General features: G+C 57.2%; 13 protein-coding genes and 2 pseudogenes. 6 read left to right on the top strand and 9 right to left on the bottom strand.

Features of this window, described 5'->3' with window-relative positions:
* Nucleotides 1–9: 9 nt before the first annotated feature.
* From SS05631_RS29610 to SS05631_RS29595, 4 genes are all read right to left on the bottom strand, one after another.
* A complete protein-coding gene (locus SS05631_RS29610) occupies nucleotides 10–1,014 on the bottom strand; it encodes a TRAP transporter substrate-binding protein (RefSeq protein WP_037426490.1) in 1,005 nt (334 codons plus the stop codon).
* A gap of 65 nt (nucleotides 1,015–1,079) precedes the next feature.
* Nucleotides 1,080–2,117: a transketolase family protein gene (locus SS05631_RS29605; protein ID WP_050988411.1), complete on the bottom strand. Its 1,038-nt coding sequence runs from the start codon at nucleotides 2,115–2,117 to the stop codon at nucleotides 1,080–1,082.
* Nucleotides 2,114–2,953, bottom strand: coding sequence for a transketolase (locus SS05631_RS29600; RefSeq protein ID WP_037426494.1), 840 nt, complete (start codon nucleotides 2,951–2,953; stop codon nucleotides 2,114–2,116). Before SS05631_RS29600 ends, SS05631_RS29605 begins: the two co-directional genes overlap by 4 nt.
* Nucleotides 2,954–2,984: 31 nt before the next feature.
* Nucleotides 2,985–3,746: an SDR family NAD(P)-dependent oxidoreductase gene (locus tag SS05631_RS29595; protein WP_037426496.1), complete on the bottom strand. Its 762-nt coding sequence runs from the start codon at nucleotides 3,744–3,746 to the stop codon at nucleotides 2,985–2,987.
* Between the two features lie 148 nt (nucleotides 3,747–3,894).
* On the opposite strand from SS05631_RS29595, the gene SS05631_RS29590 reads away from it, so the two are divergent.
* A complete protein-coding gene (locus SS05631_RS29590; RefSeq protein WP_010875267.1) occupies nucleotides 3,895–4,791 on the top strand; it encodes a LysR substrate-binding domain-containing protein in 897 nt (298 codons plus the stop codon).
* 398 nt (nucleotides 4,792–5,189) lie between these two features.
* Here the strand turns inward: SS05631_RS29590 and SS05631_RS29585 are convergent, their stop codons facing one another.
* From SS05631_RS29585 to nodS, 3 genes and pseudogenes are all read right to left on the bottom strand, one after another.
* Entirely contained in the window at nucleotides 5,190–7,370 is a 2,181-nt protein-coding gene (locus SS05631_RS29585) for a prolyl oligopeptidase family serine peptidase (RefSeq protein WP_037426499.1), read from the bottom strand.
* 1,067 nt (nucleotides 7,371–8,437) lie between these two features.
* A pseudogene (gene nodU / locus SS05631_RS29575) lies at nucleotides 8,438–10,128 on the bottom strand (nodulation protein NodU).
* Between the two features lies 1 nt (nucleotide 10,129).
* A pseudogene (nodS, locus tag SS05631_RS29570) lies at nucleotides 10,130–10,758 on the bottom strand (nodulation methyltransferase NodS).
* A gap of 2,280 nt (nucleotides 10,759–13,038) precedes the next feature.
* Here nodS and SS05631_RS29555 point away from each other — a divergent pair.
* From SS05631_RS29555 to SS05631_RS29530, 5 genes are all read left to right on the top strand, one after another.
* On the top strand, nucleotides 13,039–13,731 hold the full coding sequence (locus SS05631_RS29555; RefSeq protein ID WP_050988412.1) for a hypothetical protein: 693 nt from the start codon (nucleotides 13,039–13,041) through the stop codon (nucleotides 13,729–13,731).
* A gap of 1,055 nt (nucleotides 13,732–14,786) precedes the next feature.
* Nucleotides 14,787–15,833 carry an NAD-dependent epimerase/dehydratase family protein gene (locus SS05631_RS29545; protein ID WP_037426503.1) on the top strand — a complete coding sequence of 349 codons (1,047 nt, stop codon included), beginning with the start codon at nucleotides 14,787–14,789 and terminating at the stop codon, nucleotides 15,831–15,833.
* Nucleotides 15,830–16,183, top strand: a complete 354-nt coding sequence (locus SS05631_RS29540; RefSeq protein ID WP_037426505.1) for an SMR family transporter — start codon at nucleotides 15,830–15,832, stop codon at nucleotides 16,181–16,183. Before SS05631_RS29545 ends, SS05631_RS29540 begins: the two co-directional genes overlap by 4 nt.
* A 1-nt stretch (nucleotide 16,184) precedes the next feature.
* The gene (locus SS05631_RS29535) at nucleotides 16,185–16,562 is read left to right on the top strand and encodes a hypothetical protein (protein WP_244412395.1); all 378 of its coding nucleotides are present in this window, start codon (nucleotides 16,185–16,187) and stop codon (nucleotides 16,560–16,562) included.
* Nucleotides 16,563–16,588: 26 nt separating this feature from the next.
* Nucleotides 16,589–18,088: a GMC family oxidoreductase gene (locus tag SS05631_RS29530; protein ID WP_244412397.1), complete on the top strand. Its 1,500-nt coding sequence runs from the start codon at nucleotides 16,589–16,591 to the stop codon at nucleotides 18,086–18,088.
* Nucleotides 18,089–18,141: 53 nt separating this feature from the next.
* Here SS05631_RS29530 and SS05631_RS29525 read toward each other — a convergent pair whose 3' ends face one another.
* Together SS05631_RS29525 and SS05631_RS29520 are read right to left on the bottom strand one after the other, a co-directional pair.
* Nucleotides 18,142–20,118: a hypothetical protein gene (locus tag SS05631_RS29525; protein WP_244412399.1), complete on the bottom strand. Its 1,977-nt coding sequence runs from the start codon at nucleotides 20,116–20,118 to the stop codon at nucleotides 18,142–18,144.
* Between the two features lie 31 nt (nucleotides 20,119–20,149).
* Entirely contained in the window at nucleotides 20,150–21,220 is a 1,071-nt protein-coding gene (locus SS05631_RS29520) for an NAD(P)-dependent oxidoreductase (protein WP_037426511.1), read from the bottom strand.
* Between the last annotated feature and the right edge of the window lie 11 nt (nucleotides 21,221–21,231).

The raw sequence follows: 21,231 nt of genomic DNA, 5'->3' as shown, positions 1-21,231 counted from the left end.
CGCTGGGCCTCAGCCTTTGGCTGCCGATTCGATCTGGGCGACGAAATCCCCGAAGGGCTTCTTCTTCCAGCTCTCGGCAACAGAAGCAGTCGCGTTGGCGAAGCCTTCGCGGTCCACCTCGGTGACTTCGATCGCGGAAATGCGCCTGAAGGCTGCCAACACTTCTGCGTCCTTGTCGGCGGAAAGCTTGCGCTGCAGTTCGCCGGCTTCCTTGGCCGCCGCCTTCACTGCCTCGAGATCGCCGCCTAGACGGGCTTGTGCAATCTGCGACATCAGGAACGGCGTCGATTCCCATTTATGGCCGGTGAGACTGATGTACTTGTTTACCTCGTAGAGCTTGGAGCTATCGATATTGGCGAGCGGGTTTTCCTGTCCATCGACCACGCCCTGCTGCAAAGCCACGTAGAGCTCGCCGAAGGCAATCTGCTCCGTCGCCGCACCGAGAGCCTGAAAGATATCCATGGTCATCGGGTCGGCGGGCGTACGGATCTTCATTCCGCTCACCTCGGCGGGGGCTGCGACCTTGCGCTTGGAATTGGTGAGATGGCGAATGCCATTATCCCACCAGTCGAGCGGCACCACGCCGACCGCTTCGAAGCGCTTGACGAGTTCGGCGCCAATGGGCCCACCGAGAACCTGCATCGCCTTCGCTGTGTTCTCGAACAGGAACGGAAGACCGAGCGCGGCAAGCTCCGGAACGAGCGCGGACGTCGCTCCCTGACTGTTGGCCGTGAAATCGAGAGCACCGGTGCGCAGGCTCGTCAGCATCGCCGAGTCAGTGCCGAGCGTTTCCGCGCCGGCCACATTGATGGTCACGCGACCAGCCGTTTTTTCCGCGACCAGTTCCGCAAATTTCTGAGCCGCGACAGCTCGCGGATTCCCCGGTGCGGCACCATGGCCGAGGGTCAGTGTCGTGCCGGCCCGTGTGGGCCGAACCATCGTGACGATCGCAGGGGCCGCGAGCACGGCCGATGACGCGGCCAGGAAGCGGCGTCTGGTTATCTCGTACTTCATTGTCTCTCCTCCACTTTGAAACTGTCGCGGCTCCCATGCTCCTCCAGCGCGGGTGACCGTTTTCGTCACTCGTCGAGCCACTCCTTGATCCGGGTCACGATTTTCGTGGTCGATATGCCGTACATGTCGTGCAGGGTCGGCAGGGCGCCCGCTTCCAGAAAGGCGTCGGGCAGTCCGATCTGCCGAAAAGCGGCGGGACGCACAGCGGACCGCATCAGGGAGGCGGCGACCGCTTCGCCAAGGCCACCGATAACGGTGTGGTTCTCAGCCACGACCACAAGCCGTCGCTGCCTGGCGCACTCGGCGAGGATCGTTGCCTCGTCAAGCGGCTTGATCGTCGGAACATGAAGAACGCCGGCATCAACGCCGTTCTTGCGAAGTTCCTTGGCCGCTTCGAGCGCCCGCATCGTCATCAGACCGGAGGAGATAATCAGCGTGTCCTTGCCGTCCCGCAGTAACTTCGCCTTGCCTAGCTCGAAATGGTAGCCGTATTCCTCAAGCACCAATGGAACGTTGCCGCGCAGGAGCCGCATATAGACCGGACCGCGATGTGCGGCGATGGCCGGTACTGCCTGCTCGATCTCACTGGCATCGCAAGGGTCAATAATGGTGAGGTTCGGCATGCCGCGGAACATGGCAATGTCCTCGGTCGCCTGATGGCTCGGGCCATAGCCTGTGGTCAGTCCCGGCAGCGCGCAGACGATCTTGACGTCAAGCATCTCCTCGGCGATCGCGAGGCAGATGAAGTCATAGGCGCGGCGCGATGCGAAGACGGCATAGGTCGTCACCCAGGGCTGCAGCCCTTCCCGTGCCATCCCGGCAGCCGACATCATCAGCAACTGCTCGGCCATTCCCATCTGGTAGAAGCGATCGGGATGGGCCGCCCGGAAGACATGCAGATCCGTGTATTTGGCGAGATCGGCCGAAAGACCGACGACACGGTCGTCCTTTTCCGCCAAGGCGGAAAGCGCGTGTCCGAGAGGCGCCGGACGGGTCGGCTGGTCGGCGCCGGCAATGGAAGCGATCATCGCCGACGTGGTAAGTCGGGGTCTCTCCGCATTGCCGATCAGATGGGCGGGGCGTTCGTATTTTGAGCGTCTCATGCCGTCACTCCCGCGTCGATGATCCGGATCGCCTCGGCCCATTCCTGCGGTTCGACGCGCAGGAAGTGGTTGCGCTCACGCGCCTCCAGGAAGGGCACGCCCTTGGCCATCTTTGTATCGCAAAGGATGATTCTGGGCTGCGCATGCGGGTGCTGGCGCGCCTTGTCGAAAGCGTCGACGAGCGCATCGATGTCGTTGCCATCGACGCGCTGGACGAACCAGCCGAAGGCCTCGAACTTTGGACCGAGGGGCTCGAAGTTGAGCACCCCGAGCGACGGGCCGTCCGCCTGCATCTGGTTGACGTCAACGATGCCGATCAGGTTGTCGAGCTTGTAGGACCCGGCAGACATGGCCGCTTCCCAGGTCGATCCCTCGTCGAGTTCGCCATCGGAAAACAGGTTGTAGACGAATGACCGTGAACCTTTGCGCTTCAGCGCAAGCGACATGCCGACGGCAATGCCGAGGCCGTGACCCAGCGATCCTCCGGTAATCTCCATGCCCGGCGTGTAGGCGGCCATGCCGGACATCGGCAGGCGGCTGTCATCGGCGCCATAGGTTTCCAGTTCATCTTCGGGAATGATCTTCGCCTCGATCAAGGCCGCATAGAGTGCGATGGCATAATGGCCGATCGACAATAGGAAACGGTCGCGACCTTCCCACTCCGGATCGTCCGGCCGGTAGGTCGTCGCATGGAAATAGGCGACCGCGAGAACATCGGCGATGCCGAGCGCCTGCGCGATGTAGCCCTGGCCCTGAACTTCGCCCATGCGCAGGGCGTGGCGGCGAATGCGGCGCGCTCGCTCGGGAAGACTGACGTTGTGACCGATCCGGGCCATGCTTTCCTTTCCTTTCAGGCGCTCTCGTGGATCAATGGATCAGCATGCCGCCATTGACGTCGATGACGGCGCCGGTGACGTAGGCCGAAAGATCGGATGCGAGGAAGAGATAGATGTTGGCCACGTCGCGTGCGTCGCCCAGGCGACTGAGGGGAATGCCCTTGATGATGTCGGAGCGCATTTCGGGTGACAGCTTGTCACCGGTGATGTCGGTCTGGATGAGCCCTGGTGTCACACAATTGACGCGAATGTTGTCGGGGCCGAACTCTCGCGCCATGGCCTTGGCAAGGCCGAGCACGCCGGCCTTGGCCGCCGAATAATGTGGGCCGCCGAAAATGCCGCCGCCGCGCTGCGCGGAAACCGACGACATGCAGGCGATCGATCCACCGCCATTGGCACGCATGTTGGGTATGAAGACCTGACTGAGATTGAGCACGCCCGTCATGTTGACGGCGACGATGCGCTGCCAGTCGGCGTCAGAGATATCGAGGGTCTTCACCGGCTGGGTGATGCCGGCATTGTTGACGAGGATGTTCGTCACGCCGAACGCGTGCAGCACATCATCTGCAGCGGATGCGCAGGAGGTACGAACCGCCACGTCGCAGGGTAGGCCGATATGCGCGCCTTGTTCGACCGGCGGCAGGTCGCCCGCTGCAGCCTTTGCCTCATCGGCGTTGATGTCAAGAATGGCGACCCGCGCGCCGTGCGATGCAAAAAGCTCCGCCGTTGCCCGGCCAATGCCACGCTTGCTCGCCGCGCCAGAGATGACGGCGGTCTTTCCCTTCAAAAGCATCTTTTCTCTCCTCCTGGACACCGACTATGCGGCGCCTGGTGTCTCCTTCCAGGCCTCTGCCTGTCCTCGTGGAAGAGTTGTGGCGTAGCGCGCACCGTCCTTCAAACGCCAACTTTACATCTGTGGGTGAATCTGATTCACTAATCCCATGCTGCAGACGACGTCACTCTCCGCTATGCGCATTTTTGAAGCTGCCGCGCGACTCGGTTCGTTCCGGGCAGCCGCGGAGGAGTTGAACCTCTCGCCGAGTGCCGTCAGTCATGCGATTATGCGGCTGGAACGGGATCTGGGGGTGGCGTTGTTCGAACGGACGACGCGCAGCGTTTCGCTGACTGTCGCGGGGCAGACACTACTCAATCATGCGTCCAATGCCTTCGAAGAATTGCGGCGCGGTGTTGAACAAATTTCATCCAACAAGGCGCAATTGCTGCGGCTCCACTGCGCGCCGAGCTTTGCGGCACAGGTGCTGTCGCCCCGTCTGCCGCAGTTTTTGAAAGAGAATCCCGGCATAGAGGTCCGGGTGGCGGCCAGCACCAACTACGCCCGCTTCGTCGATGGGCTCTTCGATGCCGATATCGTCTACGGCGAGCCACTCAATCGTGAAGACCTGATCGTCATCCCGCTTTCTGAAGAAATCGTCTTGCCGCTTTGCGCGCCGGATCTGGCGCACCAAATCAAGTCCCCGCGCGACCTGTTTCACCAACCGCTGATCCGAAGCGATCTCAAGCGCATCCAGTGGATCGACTGGTTCGAAGCCAATGACCTTGGACCACCACCATCACCATCGATGAGTTTTGACCGGAGCTTCCTTGCCGTCGATGCTGCGGTCAACGGGCTCGGAATTGCGCTCGAGTCCGATGTGTTGGCCAGGCGCGAGCTGGAAAGCGGCAAGTTGGTCCGTCCTCTTCATCGGATCTGTCGCGACAACCGCTATATCGGCCACTATCTCGCCTATCCAAAATCCGGCAGCCAGCGGCGACTCGCCCGCGCCTTTGCCGATTGGCTGACGCGCGAATGCCAGCCGGCCAGCACTGGCTCAGAGTAGACATTCCGCCAGGCTTCTCGGCCGCGACGTCTCACTCGTTTCCGAGTGAAGCGGACGAGAAATCTTTCAAGGCCGGTCGCTCAACCGTTTCACTGAAGGAGCCGCGTACCCGAGGCGTGATTGGGACTAATAACCGTCATTGCCAGATAGGAAGCATGTGAGCAGGTCGATCCGGGGAAACTCGACTGATCAAAGAACGGGTTTCGCTCATTCCCAGATTCGAAACCACGCCGGCGGCAACGGCAGGGACCAGGGTACTAAGGGTTGATTTTTGGCGGGCGGCATGGAGGTACATCGGTGGGGCGAGAAGAAAGGCGAAACTTCGCCTCCTTCGTCGGTTCTCGCCACTGGGTTCATTTTGCTCAGATTTGCCCGACATGGCCTAAGGCTTTACGCACTCACTTATTATCCATGAGTTTTTGAAACATGTAGATGTATTCGAGGGCGTAGCGGCGGGCGTGTTCCTGCAGGTTGGCGGCGGCGGCGTGACCGCCCTCGATATTTTCATAATAGTAGATGGGCAGGCCCATGTCTTCGAACAGCGCGGCCATCTTGCGCGCGTGCACTGGGCCGACCCGGTCATCCTTTGTCGAAGTCTCAAAGAAGGGTTCCGGATACGCTACGCCCGCCTTGACGTTGTGATAAGGCGAGATCGAGCGCAGGAAGGCGCCTTCAACCGGATCGTCGGGACTGCCATATTCGGCTTGCCAGGAGGCTCCTGCCGACATGCGGGTGAAATTGACCATGTCGAGAAGCGGCACCTGGATCACGACTGCGTTCCACAGGTCGGGGCGCTGGATCATTTGCACGCCCATGAGCAGGCCGCCGTTCGAACCCCCCATGATCCCGAGATGCGGTGTCGAAGTAACCTTCTTGGCGATCAGGTCCTGCGCAACGGCCTGGAAGTCGTCATAGACGCGCTGACGATTTGTCTTCAAACCGGCGTCGTGCCATTTCGGGCCGAATTCGCCGCCGCCGCGGATATTCGCGAGCGCGTAGGCACCACCCTTTTCCAGCCACAGTTTGCCGAGCACCGCCGAATAGCTGGGCTGCATTGGAATTTGGAAACCGCCATAGGCATAGAGGATGGTCGGGTTCGTGCCGTCCAGCTTGACGTCCTTGCGCGCTACGAGGAAGTATGGAACCTTCGTTCCATCCTTCGAGGTCGCCCAGAACTGCTGTGCTTGCAGGCCTCCGGCATCGAAGCGTGCTGGGGTCGAAGTGATCTTCTCGACTTGGCCGGTTGCAGCATCGGCGCAAAACAGAGTTGAAGGTTCGAGGAACCCTTCTGAGAAGACGAACAACTGATCGCTCTCATCGTCGCTAGACGTCAGGGACAGCGTCGAATTTTCCGGCAGAGCCAGCTTGAAAGACGACCAGCCGCCCTTGCCGAAATCGAAGCTGCGCACCTCGCTGGTGACATTCGATAGGATCGACAGCACGAGACGATTTTTGGTCTGGGTAGTGCCTGCGACAGATTGATGCTCGTTTGGCATGAACAGCACAAGCGGTTCAACGCGCGCTGGATCGGCGAGCGCCGCCTTGAGATCGAAAGCGATAATCGCACCATTGTGGAAGACGGTGCCTTTGGCCGAGGTCCAGTCCGACTTCAACCAATAGATTGCCTGGCCCTTGTAGTAGCTGCTAAAGACGGCCGTGGTCGGTAGGGGCAGGACCACCTTGCGCGTATCGGTGTGGCCGTTTGGGTAAAAGGCTAGTTCGGTATTGAAGAAGTCGAGGCCGCGATACGAGGTGTCCATAACATACTTGCCATCGATGTCGCGTAGCACGCCGCGCTCAGCCGAGACGTCCTTCTTTTGGCCGCGGAAAATCTCGACCGCCTGATCCAAGCTCTGGCCGCGCTTTACCACCTTGGTGACGTAGGCATAGCCGGAAGAGGTCACTTCACCCGGCGTCCATTCCCGGGTCACGTAGATGGTGTTCTCGTCCACCCAGGTCACGGACTGCTTGCCTTCGGGTAGGACGAAGCCTTCCTTAACGAATTCACCCTTGGCAATGTCGAATTCGCGGACCACATCCGCATCCTTGCCGCCATCGGACAGGCGGATGAGGCAGAGATTGCTCGTGGGCGGCAGGCAGTCCCCGCCTTCGAATACCCAGGTCTTGCCCTCGGCCTTGGATAGCGCATCGACGTCGAGAATTGTGCGCCATTGCGGGTTGCCGGACCTGTAGGACTCCCAGGTCGTGCGCCGCCATAGGCCCTGCACGTGCGTGCCGTCCTGCCAGAAGTTGTCGATCATCCCGTTGCGCGCGAAGCTGGGCGAAGCAATGCGGTCGGTCGCCTGTAGGATCTTCAGAGCGTCGGCCTGGTACTCGCTGTAACGCGGATCTTTCGACAGCTTATCGACGGTCGAAAGGTTATGCGCCTCGACCCAGGTCATCGCCTTGTCGCCGTCGATCTCGTTCAGATAGGCGCGAGGATCGGAGGCGTCCTTGGAAGCTTTGTTGGGGTTGGAATCAATCGCCGTGGCGACGGTGGTCATCTGGGGCTGGGCGGGAGCCGTCATGGTGACCATAGTCATCGCCATCATCAAGTTGTTCAGAAATGTAGTGAGCATGGTTTGCCTCTTCGAAAGCCTCGATAAACGTATTGGAAGCGTTTAAAATCAACCGCTTCGCACCCTTCTCAGCAAAAGCTGTGCCAGTCTGTGTGGGCAAGAGCTGTGCCAGCCCGGTTTTTTCGGGGTCATTGGGAGGCCGTTGTAGGAGAAGTGGCACTGTGTGTCGCAACCGCGAAACGGCGTTGGACGACGTCGGGCGCGGTCGGATCCGGCACTTCAGGGAGTTCGCGCTATAGGGTTGACTCGGGATTGTCGACACCCAGCCTTGCTTTGTGGAAGAACCGCGCTTCTGCGTATGAAGAGCCGCGCCGTCAGCGGCAGTTTGGTCAACAAGCTCGGGGGATTTTTCCGAAAACCTGGTAGGCCGGTCAATTCGTCATCCCGGACTGTCCACCCAAGGGCGCACTCCAATAAGGGTCAAAGTTCAGTGCCGATTGACACCTCCGCCAGACCGCTGTCGCTCATCAGGCCGTCGGGGACCCCTCAGGAGCTTCCGGATATCGGACCTATCATTGGCGAGAATTGGCGCCACGGCTCCGAACCAGCCTAGAATGTCGTGATCGACGTACTGGTAGATATCAATCTACTGCCAAACCAGTTCGGTCCAAGGCAAGCTTCCACCTTACCTTGACCGTGCACTAGAGAGCGAGCGCCTCATGCCGGAAGCCGGGCGCCCGACATATATCAACATCCGCGGCGTGCCTTATAGGGCCGAGTTGCTGGAAGAGAACGGTCGCTCACGGGTTCGTATTTATCCTGTGACTGGCTGAGGAATGCGCTTGAGCTGCAATCTCGGTTGTCAGCGGAGCGGCGCACCGCGGGCAAGCCTTTTACCGCCCCAGCCACCGTCATAGGCCTGCTCGTACCAAGGGCGCTCATAGGAACTGCCCTGCGCAATGATATACGAGCGTTTGGTTAGATCGAAAACGGCGAACGGAAGTTCAACTTGTACATTCGATCCAGGAGTTCGCTGCTCCCCAGTGGAAGAGTGACCTTTCGCCGTGGGGCAGCAACCTTATGCGTTGACATACACGTATCTTGCGCGAAGCCCGCGCCCGATAGGATCACGCGGTTGCGGACGGTTTCCTGTATAGCATGCCGTCGCACCATACGTGTTCAACGCGGCCCCACTCGCAGGCTGCGGCTGCACTTGGGAAGAAGCCACGCCCATGGTAATTGGCACTTGTGTTGCAAAGCAACGGAATGCCCGTGAGCTTTTCATATTCGACAAGTACCTCGGCGACCTTATGCTGAGAGTTCCTAGAAATGGTTTGCAGCCGCGCAGATCCGTCAAGATGTACAACTGCAGGAACTTTGTCCTGCCACGGCATCTTCGTCTGGTGATCGAACAACATGTATGGATCGGGCGTTCCGGGACTAAATATATCCGGTGCACGGTCCTCCAGACATATTGGCGCAACTGGCCGGAAGTGTTCGCGGAATTTGATTTCGTTAAGATGATCTTTCATTTCCGGCGAGGTCGCAGCCGCCAGAATGCTTCTTCCTCCCAGTGCCCGTGGTCCAAGCTCGCTGCGCCCGGAAAGGAAAACCACGGGTTTGTTGCTGGCGAGGATGGCGGCCACTTCCGAGATGCTGCACGGGCTAGCATGCCACCCAGCTGGTACTTCGCCTGCTTGCATGCTCGGGCCGCTGTAGACTGACCAGTCTAATGGCACGAACCCTTGCTGGGCCACTATTTCACAGCAGGCTGCACCAATCGCAGAGCCGCTGTCATTAGGAAAGGGCGGTACCCAAACCGAATCGAACAGGCCTGTCTCGCGCAGCGCACTGTTCCATTTAATATTGAGTCCACAGCCGCCAGCTATGCACAGATTGCGTGCTCCCGGCAGGGGATGGTGCTGCAAGGCGTTCGCCATTTCGTCAACGAGGAGACGTTCGAGGGAAAAATGAGACGATGCAAGCACGTCTTCGGGCGCCTCTGCCCCAATTGGAGCGCGCTCGCAGCGAAAAAATCGTGCACGGCCGCAAGTGAGGATTCCGAGTTGTTGATGTTCGCACGGAAGGCGCAGGCAAGCGCAGTATCGCCGGCAAAGTGTTCTTGATAGAGCTTTTGGAACACAGCAACGATGCGTACGTGAACTGATCCCGGTGCGATAAAGGCCATCAGTTTGCCGGCAACGCCGAGGTCCCAGCCCCCGCGGCTCGTCTGCTTATAGGGGCCGAAGTAGTGGCCCGCGGCAGCGTAGGCCTGACCTGTTACCGGGAACAAGGATTTGACGAAGCTGGCTCGCTTGCCTTCCACATGGTAGAGCCGCGGAAATATGCAGCCGTCCCACACCAGGCAAAGCGCAGGGTCTCCGGATTTGGCAAAGGGGCTGGTGCAGTATGCAGAGGCGACATGGCTCGTCACATGCGGATAGCTTCTGTAGCTAAAAACCCGATCACCAAGTGTGAGGCCGGAGCCGCCGATCCAATCGAGAAGTCCCTCGGCGTGACGTTCAACGTAAGGCGCGCCTCTGAGGATAACAGGAGTCTCCCCACTGAGGACCTTGAACCGCGACTCGGCCTCACCGTCCCAGCCGTCGATGACAAACTGATCAACATCTCTTGCATTGACCCCGTTTTCCGCCAGAGCCGCCACAACAGCATCGAGATTGTTGATTTCTTGATAGCGCGAATTGTTATTCCGCTTCTCCTGCTCAGTACAGAAGACGAGCCTTCCATCCTCGACAACGGCGATAGCCCCGTCATGGGTTAACTTGATGCCACAGACGCGCTTAGTGTCTCTATCCAAATCAGGTAGTCGATTTCTGAAAACGGGAAAGCAAGCAGTCTTCATTGACCGATGCGCCGCGGCAATAAAGCTGCTCCACCTCGATCAACGTTTCGTTCAACATCGCGATGACGGTCTCCGTACCGGCCACATGCCCCCAGCGCCGGCAATTAGCATCGATTGCGGATCCAAAAACCATGTGCCCACTTGGCGCCAGCATGCTCACCAGGTTGTGAACGGCGGTGCGTATCGCGGCTACATCCTCGAGATAATAAAGAACTTCGGCCACGACGATCAGATCGAATAGCTGCTGAGTCGAGAACTGTCGAACGTCAGCGACTATCCAGTTGATGTGAGACGATTCCTTCATCCGTTGCCTCGTTCGAGCAATCGCTCGCGGCACCACATCAATCACAGTCAGCCGCTTGCAATAAGGCGCCAGTTTTCCGTGAATGCGCCGGCCGCGCACCCGACTTCGAGTGCGTTGGTGATAGGACCTTGGGAAAACGACAACCGAAGCATCTGCGAATGTCGCTCCTGCTCGAACGCATTGGCGTCGAGCCGCCATGGGTCCTCCTCCGCCAGCTCACGGTGCAATAAATGATAGTTGTTGACCCGCGTCAAATTTGGCTCCGAAACACTGTGCACGATTTTGCTGGGTGGGGAGAGCGAGGCGAATCCGGAGGCGTGGAATGCACGCGAATTCCCGAGAAAGCGGTCGCCGGCAACGATGGCTCCGTCAATACTGCTACTTGTGGGCCCTTGAGTTCGCTCGAAAGTCATACTTTTCTAATGCAGCATCAAGCAAAATTCGTAAAATCGATTATTTGGATGCCAAGCATCGAGGTTGTGGAAGTTCCGCCAGTTCCGGTCACTCCAAGGGCGGGCGTGTTGGGGGCTGCTCGGCTTGATCGCATTCGTCTGGAGTGAAGAGTTGGAGTAGTCGCCCGATCGTTGAGAGGCTCTCGATGGATCGTTCAGCGGCTTTTCTCAACAAGGCTTTGAGCTTTGAGAGTGTGTATTCTCGATCGGGTGAAATCGGGCCATGCGGCGGGAGCTATCCAAGGGAGGCGTCCATGTCGAAATCACAATTGGCTGGATATGATGAAGAACGTGTTCCAGGCGCATGTGGCAGATGCGTCTGGGATTCCCAGACGGCCCGATCGATCCTGCGCCTGTTCAGGGAGCAGCTGTTCTTGCTGGACGGGAGGGTGGCTGCTAGACCGGGAGGTTGCACCAGCGCCTATGAAGGCCGTCGCTTTCCAGTCCATAAGGGACGCTGATCCGCGAGCGTTCTATGGCTGCCGAACCAGACTTGCCGCCGCTTCAGGATGCCAGGATACGAAATCCGCGTACTCTTGTGTGCTGCTGGCGATGCGCCTGATGTCGCCACCCAAGAATCGCCTCACTCCTTCCTTGAAGGAAGCTCGGCCGATCTCGATAATTGACGACCAGACAAAACAATCGAGGCTCAGTTGTCTGAGGAACGCCGGTTCCTTTGACCCGGCCATTTCAAGCTCTCCCAGCGGCCGTGTGCGCTCTCATGCGCCATGTCTCCAGCATCATCCACCGTACCCGACTTGATACGCATTCATCCATGGCGTGGATCTTTGCCATCCAAATAAACAGTTATCGCAATCTTCTGAACGGCGATAGAGAAAGTTGACTTAAACTGAAAGAGAGAAGGCGAAATTCTTTCGCGATCGCTTTTAGACTAGAGGTGCTCTGATGCCGGGAACTCGGTAACTTGAGCTGGGTCCGACCCGGATATGAATGACGAGCGGAACTACCGATCAATTTCTCGAAGTCCTGGAACTACACGATTGGACTTGGCGGAGGGTCGAACTGTTGCTTCTCCCAGACGCCGCGACCGCATCTGCGTGAGACTCTCAAGAGCAGGATTAGGAAGTCGGCCTGACGGACATATGCAGAATGGTTCTCGATACTGGAACAACTCAAACGTGGCGGGATCTGCGCCAGTTTGCGCCGTAGCCGGTCTTCCAAGGCGGGTCCGGAGTATCCTCGGCGCGTCGTCACTGATACTACTCCCGATGGTCGGGAGGGGATTTCGCCAATCAAGCTGGGGGAGACGACGATAATCCTGGATCTACACGGGCAAGGGCTATCGGTGTCAGCGGCCGCCAAACAGATTGGCTACGGATCGCAAGAATGCGCGCAAGTACGTCGAGCGGGGGCTAGAGGCTCCGAAATATGGCCAACGCAAGCAAAACACAATGTTTGGCGACCGGCTCGCGACCTATCTTCGCGAACGCGTGAAGGCTTGTCCCGTCCGGACCGCGCGGCGGCTTTTCCGCGAGATCTAGGGTCTCGACCGTTTCTGCAGCTATACAGCGCTATCCGGGCTGACAAGGTGACCGGGCTCGAAACCGGCGGCGCCCGCAACTACATCACCAAACCCTTTGCCTCGCCGGAGTACCTGGCCCGCGTGCGTGCCGCGTTACGCGGGCCGCCGGAAGCGTCACTGCAACAGGATTTTCCATTTGTCTGGCGAATGGGCGCCGCTTGCATCGAGGAACGGATTGTAAACTCAAGCTCTCTGCGAGTTCACTCTTCTGATGGCCTTTCTCAAAATCAGTGTCCTCTCGCATGAGCAGCTTCTGGGGATGATGCGCGTCAATTTTCCCTTAATTCGCGTCTTCGCCAGCTCGCCAGCGGGCTGGTGGATCTGCATCGCCTCCTTTCGTCATATGGAGGGGACCATTTCAACCTTCGCAGTGCTTGCGGTGCGCTCCCCTTCACAACCAGTGATCAGAATGCTCCAAGCACTCCATGGGGCGGTCCGGAGCCGAGGTCCACACGCCGGGACGATACCGCAATGCGGCTGTGTATGCTGGCACGCGATCACCAGCAAAAAGGCGCTTGTAGAGACAATGTCCCCCAGTCCATGTTGAGGAGGGGAGATATTCGACGATGGCACGTTACGATGCCCGGCTGAGGGGCATTGGAAAGGCACATGCCTGCAGCGCGTTCGCAGGCCACGATTTCGAGGGTAGGAACATTATGAAGACACCGTGGAAATTTCTTGCTCAATTGGCGTCGCGACGACGATCGGCAAGCGTGCAAGAGAATTTTATTGCGCCTGACACTGATCCCGAAGTGATCGAAAGCGAAACGGAAAACAAGTCGCCACTTCCGTTCGACAAGCCAACGCAAGCTTCTGGCACTCCTGATCACGATTCCGCGGTTGATCGCGGGTCGATGTTATCGGACCAGCTGGAAAGCGACCCCAATCCCCTGCAGGAAATGAACCTCACAGCTGACATTCAAGAGCCTGGAACCCCTGCACGAAGTGAAACCAAACAATCGGATGCGGCTGGGAAGAGGCTGGGGCCGCAAAGCCAGACAAGCGCAAATTCCCAAAAGAAGCCGGAGATCAGACGTCGAGAACGCTCCAACAACGCGCGCGCCGAGGGGGTTGCGCAGAGCGCTGTCGCCACAAATGAAGCTGAGACCGTACAAACCTCGTCGTCCGGGGATCCTTTCTTCAACGAAGTGGCCATCCTCGACGAGGAAATCAAAGAGCTGCGACGTCTGCTGGCTCAAAAACTTTATCTGCAGAACGCTCAGCTCAAAAAGATGCTTGAGCGTTTCGACGCTTCGTGAGTTCGCGTAACTGCCGCCGGACCGAAAAAATGCTGCAGGACGTTATTCGCCGCGAGCTTCGAGGCCTGCTCGAAAGCGGGGAACCAGTGGTGTGCCCAGCCGACGGTGAAGGTGGAGCAGTGTCCGTCACGGCCTTCGACGATCTCGAGGAGATTATTTTTTGCGCTTGATCAAAAGAGAGGTTCGAGGCGCCGATCGTTTAGGATCAACAGCTGAAAATGGTGCGCGGCAGGCGCGCATATCGCCCTCCACGAGCAAGCGTCAGTTGGGCAAACGGCCTTGCGCCGCACCGGTAAAGGACGGCGCAACCATCGCGTCAGGCCTTCTGCCCGAGCGCAAGCCAACCAGCTCTCTCCGACGCCGGACGGTCCTCGGAGGGCCAGATAGTCGTGCGCATCGATCCAGTCGCCGCCAATCAAGCCTCATGAACAACGCGATCCCGGCTGTGTTCGCTTCGGCAGTGGCCTGATGGCGTAGCCCGGCGAACCTGAGGCGTGCGGCGAGCTTCCGGGCGCGAAATCCAGTCCCGTTCGAGATTAGGCGCCCAAGCATCTTTCGTTGTCCTTACTGGCGATAGCGGGTCCGCGGATGTTTGTGTGATGGATCGGCTTATGCGCGCCACTCCAGCTGACACAGCGCTTCAGTCGAGATCATTGGCGACGATCGGAACGGACCAGACCGTGGAATTCGTGCCCTGGTTCCGAAGGCACGAGCGCAGTCCGTGTGTCGAAATCGACTGGGCGCCTACTGTTCCACTGGATTTGTCGAGTTCCCGACATTCGGGGGGCGAGACATAACGCCACCGAAGTGATCGCGTTGCTTTGGAACGATTTTCAAGCTTGGCACGACACGTGCATAGCCATCCACACACACACACACTGCGCCGCCGCGCTGGAGACTCCGAAGCAATGGTGAAGAACTTCCTTGGATCATCGGTTACACATCAGGCTCGGCTGGAGCGGAACATGGAAAGACTTTGCAAATTCCGACTTTAAGATGGGTGCGCCAGTCGAAGACTTCGATCATGGCTCTTTGTAATTTGTCTAGGCAGGATAGTGAAAACAGCACTCGTTACCGGCGGCTCCGGATATTTTGGGGAACTGTTAAGCAAGCAATTGCTTAGACAAGGAACCTACGTTCGCGTGTTCGACCTGAATCCGCCCGGCTTCAGTCATCCTAATCTTGAATTTCTCAAGGGCACAATTCTCGACCGAAACGCGGTCAGACAAGCACTTTCCGGGATAGACAAGGTGTTCCACAACGTTGCGCAGGTACCGCTAGCCAAGGAAAAAGACCTATTCTGGTCCGTTAACTGCGGAGGCACTCAGATCATCGTTGACGAGTCGGTCGCGACGGGGATCGAAAAGTTCGTCTACACGTCCTCGAGCGCTGTTTTCGGTGCGCCGAAATCGAACCCCGTAACAGAAGAAACAGAACCGAACCCGGCGGAAGATTATGGTCGCGCGAAACTCGCAGGAGAAATTATCTGTAAGGAAGCAATGCAGCGTGATGGTTTGGATGTGGCGATTGTGCGCCCTCGCACAGTTCTCGGATATGGCCGCCAAGGCGTCGTCCAGATTCTCTTTGACTGGGTTGAACGGGGGCTCGATATTCCAGTGTTGGGTGGGGGTAATAACAAATATCAGTTCGTGCACTCGGATGATTTAGCATCGGCATGCATAGCAGCCTCGAATGTAAAGGGGTTTGCCACATACAATATTGGTGCTGCCGAGTTCGGTACGATGCGTGAACTTTTGCAAGTGGTAATCAAGCATGCCGAAACCGGAAGTCGAATCAAATCGATCCCGATGGGACCGACTGCCCTTGCAGCGAATCTGGCAAGCGCGCTCGGCCTCTCTCCCTTAGGGCCATACCATTCGCTGATGTATGGGAGAGCAATGTATTTCGATATCTCCAAAGCGCAAAAGGAACTTGGATATGCACCGAAATACTCTAATTCTCAGATGATGATCGAGACCTATAATTGGTACCAGGCTAATAGGGCTTCTCTCGGAAAAGGCGGAGGGTCACGTCATAAGGCGCCCGTCAAACAGCAGCTCCTGGCATTGCTTCCCTATGCAATGCGGCTGATCCCAGGATGAGCGCGGTTCCGATAATCTTGGTTTTTGCTGCGGGCCTGAATTCCTGTATTGGCAATATATTGCTGAAATGGGGCCGGGCCTCACTGCCTGCCAGCGCCGGACTTGCCGATACGTTTCTCACTCCCGGCTTTGTCGGCGGGGTAGTATTTTATGGCATTAACGTTCTACTGTTTGCAAAGGCTCTGGACTCCTTGGAGGTATCAGTCGCTTATCCGATTCTGGCAGGCTCCGGATTCGCGATGCTTATCATCGCGTCACATTATTTTTTTGGAGAACCATTCCACCTTCACAAATGGATCGGTGTCGCCCTCGTCCTGGTGGGCATTATTTTTCTGGCGCGAGGAGGCTAAGTTGGCATTCGATGGAGTGATCGTGGCAACATTGACACCTTTATGGCCATTGCTCGACGCGGAAGAAAGGCCAGCGGTGGTGTCAGAAGTCGCAAGCAGTGTGACCCGTGCCATCGCACTTGCCCCATTTCACATTCGCTTTGCGGTCGAAAGCGTTTCGATCGTCATAGGTCTCTGCACTGTCTTGATTTCAGCGGGTGCAGGCGGCCCCTTGGCACGCACGCTCCGAACAGACAGATTTTATCGGCTCCTGCAAAGAATGCCCGGTCCTGCCGGTTCTGTCATACGCCTTTATCGCTCAATGACGCTGCTTGCATTTTATGATGAAGCGCCGGTAGCCGAAAAGCTGTTGGCTGCACGGCCTGCTCAAACCTCATAGGCTTGAATATGAAGGGCGGGTTTTCGTTGAACAGCGAACTGCAACTGGAAGCCGATGCGGTGATAATCGGTTCCGGCGCGGGCGGTGCAAGCGTTGCTGATGTACTTACAGCTGCCGGTTTATATGTGATCATGCTTGAAGAAGGTGGGCATGTTCCCTCATCATCGGCTTCTCCTTTCGCGAGTGAAGCATTCGCGGCAGCCTGGCGCGGCGGAGGATTAACCGCGGCGATCGGCCGCCCCCCTATTGCTTATGCGGAGGGCCGCTGCGTTGGGGGAGGGACAGAAATTAACAGCGCGATTGCCCAGCGCGCCGATAGCGACCTCCTTGATCAATGGCGCAAGCTTTACAAGATCGAGAATTTTAGCCCGGACGAACTGTCGCAATATTATGGTCGCGCGGAGACAACGGTGAATGCGAGCCTGACCCCCGGCCCACTCGGGCGTCCCACCGACATTCTGCGGCTGGGTGGGGAAGCGCTTGGCTGGAAAGTTTCGGAGCTAAAACGGGGGCAGCGTGACTGCAAGGGCGCCAATCGGTGTTCTTTCATTTGTCCGAACGGTGCCAAGCAGTCGATGGCGGTGACCCTTCTCCCAAAGTCGATGGATCGCGGCATGCGGCTGCTTGCGCGAACGCGCGTAGACAAGATCTGTATCGAGAAAGGACGTGCCGCAGTGGTCGTCGCTCAGTTGCAGGACGCCGGCGGACAGGGCGTGCACGTGCGCGTAAAAGCCGGACTTGTGTTTGTCTGCGCGGGAGCAATTCATACGCCAGCGCTTTTGCGTCGTTCTGGCCTGCGTAAACGCATTGGCGATACCCTGCGCATTCATCCGACGATCAGAGCGACGGCACTTTTTGATGAACCTGTTGATGCGCACCAGTCGCGCCTTCCGCTAACAGCCGTTACCGAATTCATGCCCGAGCAGCGCATAGGCGGGTCGGTGTTCACGCCTGCTGTCTTTGGCCTTTCACTTGCGGAAGACTGGACCAATCGCGGCGACCTGATGCAGGCTTGGCGTTTATGCGGCTCTTATTACGGCATGATACGACCGCGCGGAGTGGGTTCAGTGAGACCTCTTCCCGGTATTAATGAACCGCTTGTCAGTTTCAAACTCGCGCCTGAGGACTGGATCTCTTTGGGCCAGGTTCTCACCCTCCTCGGACAGGCGATGTTTGCGGCCGGTGCCCGGAAGGTAATCCCAAGTATATCGGGCCACGAGGGCTGGACAAACCCTGATGAGGTCGATGAATTCCGGAACAAGCCTCTGCCTGAAAAAGCGACCAACCTGATGACCATACATCTGTTTTCCACCTGCCCACCCGGCGAGCATCGGGACGCTTGTGCAGTCGACAGTTACGGACGTGTGCGGGGCGTCGAAAACCTCTTTGTCGCCGATGGCAGCGTCATTCCTGAGGCGCCCGGCGTCAATCCCCAGATGACGATCATGGCTCTGGCGTTCCGGATAGCGGAAGCGGCACTCAGTCATTCCTCTCGAGAACGCGCCCGATCGGCCGCAAGGGAGTAAGTGTTATACATTAAGGTCCAGTAGTGAGGACCGGGAATTGCAGCCCAGGGGAACTATCGATAAATGCGCCACTTGCCTTTCTTCTCGGAAACAAGCTTGTAGACTGAATTGTTGTCCAGCACCGGTTTGCCCCACAAACCATCTCTTGAAGTGACTACAAGAGTTCTACAACGATATTTTTCCTTCATAATTCTAAGATGGTCTTCTGTTGCCAGGCCGGCGAAAGCGCGTACGAAGAAATTATAGATCTCTGATGCTTTTTTAGGCGTCAGTTGAGCAGCATAGGCGCGCAAAAAATCTAGCGTGGTTCCGCAATGTCGTCTCTGAGACAAAATTGCCCAGGAGATATTTCCCGGTGTATAGGTCACACTTGCTAGATCAAGCGGGTTGTTGGCCACCGCTTCATTCGGAGGCGTTACCTCGCGGACAGCTTTCCACATCTCAGGGGATGCTTTGAAAGCAGTGCCTTCTTCTGAATCAGGTCCTTCGACCTGGAATTTGAAGGTGTTCGAATAGACAGACTTGGCGCCAACCAAAATTGAGGGGGTGAGTAAAATAATAGCTGTTATGGTTGTGAGGCGCCCAACTAGCGTGCCTTTGCCGATAGTTGTGGAGAAAAGCCCAGAAGTCAGCGCAGTCATGACAAGCATAGATGGAATGAGTACACGCCATCCTAAATCATTGTACATAATTACGCTATGGAGTATCTGTGTACAAAATAGAGGCGCTAGCACCGAGACAGATAAAGCGCAGTCAATGTGTGCGTATCGCTTACTGTCGTCAGAGGGTCTGGCAAAACTCCAGATGAGGAATGATAAATATATTATTCCGAACTCAAGAAAGACCAGAACAAGCCAGAATCCTGGAATGTCCAAAAACCAATAATCGCCGGCAAAAATGGGAAAAATCCAAAACTCCACGACCTTCCTAGTGTGTAATATAGCGGACTGTTCGCGAATAAGCACGGCTGCACAGAGTAGGGTTATGACGACTGTGACCGAAAGTGAAATGAGAACCTCCAGAAGCCGTTTGACCTTTAGCACATGTGAGACCGACAGCGCCCCCACAAGGGGTAATATCAAAAGCAGCGATAAGCCGCCCGCCCACATCGAGCTCCCATAAGCAGAAGCCAAGATTGCGCCCATAAATACTGCCAGAGCCATATTGCGCCCGGCGTTGGAATATAAAATTCGCAGGTATGCCATGATGGCAATCAGGGCCAGCGTCCCGGAAAAGACGTGCTGGGGTACCCAGGGGGCCTGGATAATCCACGTTTGGAGGCCATGTTCGGGTGCCATCCATTTGTCGAGCCACTTTCCGAAGACAAATCGCACGGCTGGCTTAAGCGAACCGACGAATAAGAGCGGGAGTACCCACCAAGCGGCATATGCACTTCTGCTTCGCGCCACAGCCAGCCAAGTTACGACAAACGTGGAGAAAAGCGCGGTCATGCCGGTAAGAGCGATGTCGGCCTCCCAGCCGGTTGCGCCTGTTATCACGGATGAACAGGCGGCTATGAAAAGCCAGACGTAGTAGTAAATTAGGGTGTTGGGAGATCCGGCTTCGGAATGGAATGGATTGGCGGGAGGCAATCCGTTTTGAGCGATTTCATTTACGATCGCGATCTTTGCATGGTCCCAGATCGGGTGACCGACGCCGACGCTACCTCCATAATGCTGCGGAATGATCTCGAAAGCTGGCAAAAGGCAGAGGAGAAACGCAACAGTGAACCAGCAAAAGCCGGGACTCGCAGGCGATCGCAGGAGCGGGTCTATGGTGCCTTTCGAGAGCCAGAATGCGACAGCGGACAAACCAAGGACGATCAGGATCAGGTTGATCGCTGTAATGGGTAAAAAATGAAAAATGGAAACGGCTGCGGCGCCGAATATCCCAAGTCCGATGACCGGCGACAGAAGCAGGCGCATCGTGGTGTTGCTGTCAAAATACTTCGAAACAGGCCAACCTATGGCATATCCTATAGCACTTGAAACAAGTGCGCTGGAGACAATTGAAGAAGTTTGCACCAGCACTGACGGCCTCACAGCTCCTCGGCAAGCTTGACTAGAATGACTGACCGTTTTTGAGGCACCAATCGACCGAACGTTGCATGCCCTCGCGCAACGCAATTTTCGGGGCGTATCCGAGCACTTTTCTGGCTTTGGTGATATCGCAGGCAATTGTCTTGTTCATTTCCGACAGCACATGGATCTTCTGGTGATAGATCCCGGCATATTGGAGGGTAGCATCAAGTATCGTTGCGGCGCCGCCTACGATGTCCGGCAGACGGAAAGGGTTGGGCTTTACCGTCATGCCGAAATCTTCGTGCAGGACCATTCCAACGACTTCAATGATTTCGTTCATGGTGTAGGGCGTCTCGTCTGCAAGCCAGAAAATATCTCCCGCAGCCCGCTCGTGAACTGCGGCCAGAAGAATGCCCTGAGCCAGGTTGTCAGTGTAACCCATGGATCGGCGGTTCCGCCCTGATCCAATAATGGGAAACTTACCTTCTTTGACCATCTTGAAAAAAAGCGTTTGTCTTGGAGGCTGATTGGGACCGTAAAACCAGGGCGCGCGCACGATGACAATCTCCATAGTGCTGCCAGCAGCCACTTCCGCACGCAGTGCCCGTTCCATCAGCATCTTGGAGCGGCCGTATCCCGCATAGGGATCATAGGGGCTTTCCTCCGTGAATCTGTGGTCCGAGTGAGGATTGAAGCCGACCGGCGAATTCGACGACATGACGACAGCGCGCCGCACACCTGCCTTTTGCGCTGCAGTAACGAGGTTGATCGTGCCCTGTGTGTTGATTGCTTCAAACTGGGCAACATTTTTGGGATGAATGATACCTGCCATGTGAATGAGAACGGCGCCTTCGGCGCCGGCGACGAACGCGCGGACGGACTGCATCTCCCGAAGGTCACCTGTCGCGATTTCCATGCCCTGTTTGCGCAACTCAGATATGTCTTCTCCCGTAGGCACGAGGGCCCTTACCCGGAAGCTTCCGTTTGCGAGAAGTCCTGCATCCGGCAGGCCCGTCGTCAACGCGGCCGCCACCCGCCCGCCCAACCAGCCGGCAGCTCCAGTTAGGAGTACGAGCGGCGCATTCAAAGTTATAGGGGTTATCTCTTGCATATTGGCATTTG

It is taken from the genome of Sinorhizobium sp. CCBAU 05631 (assembly GCF_002288505.1).
In the GTDB taxonomy this organism is placed as follows: domain Bacteria; phylum Pseudomonadota; class Alphaproteobacteria; order Rhizobiales; family Rhizobiaceae; genus Sinorhizobium; species Sinorhizobium fredii_C.
The sequence above is the reverse complement of the archived record's forward strand: the minus strand, read 5'-3'. Positions and strand labels throughout refer to the sequence as shown.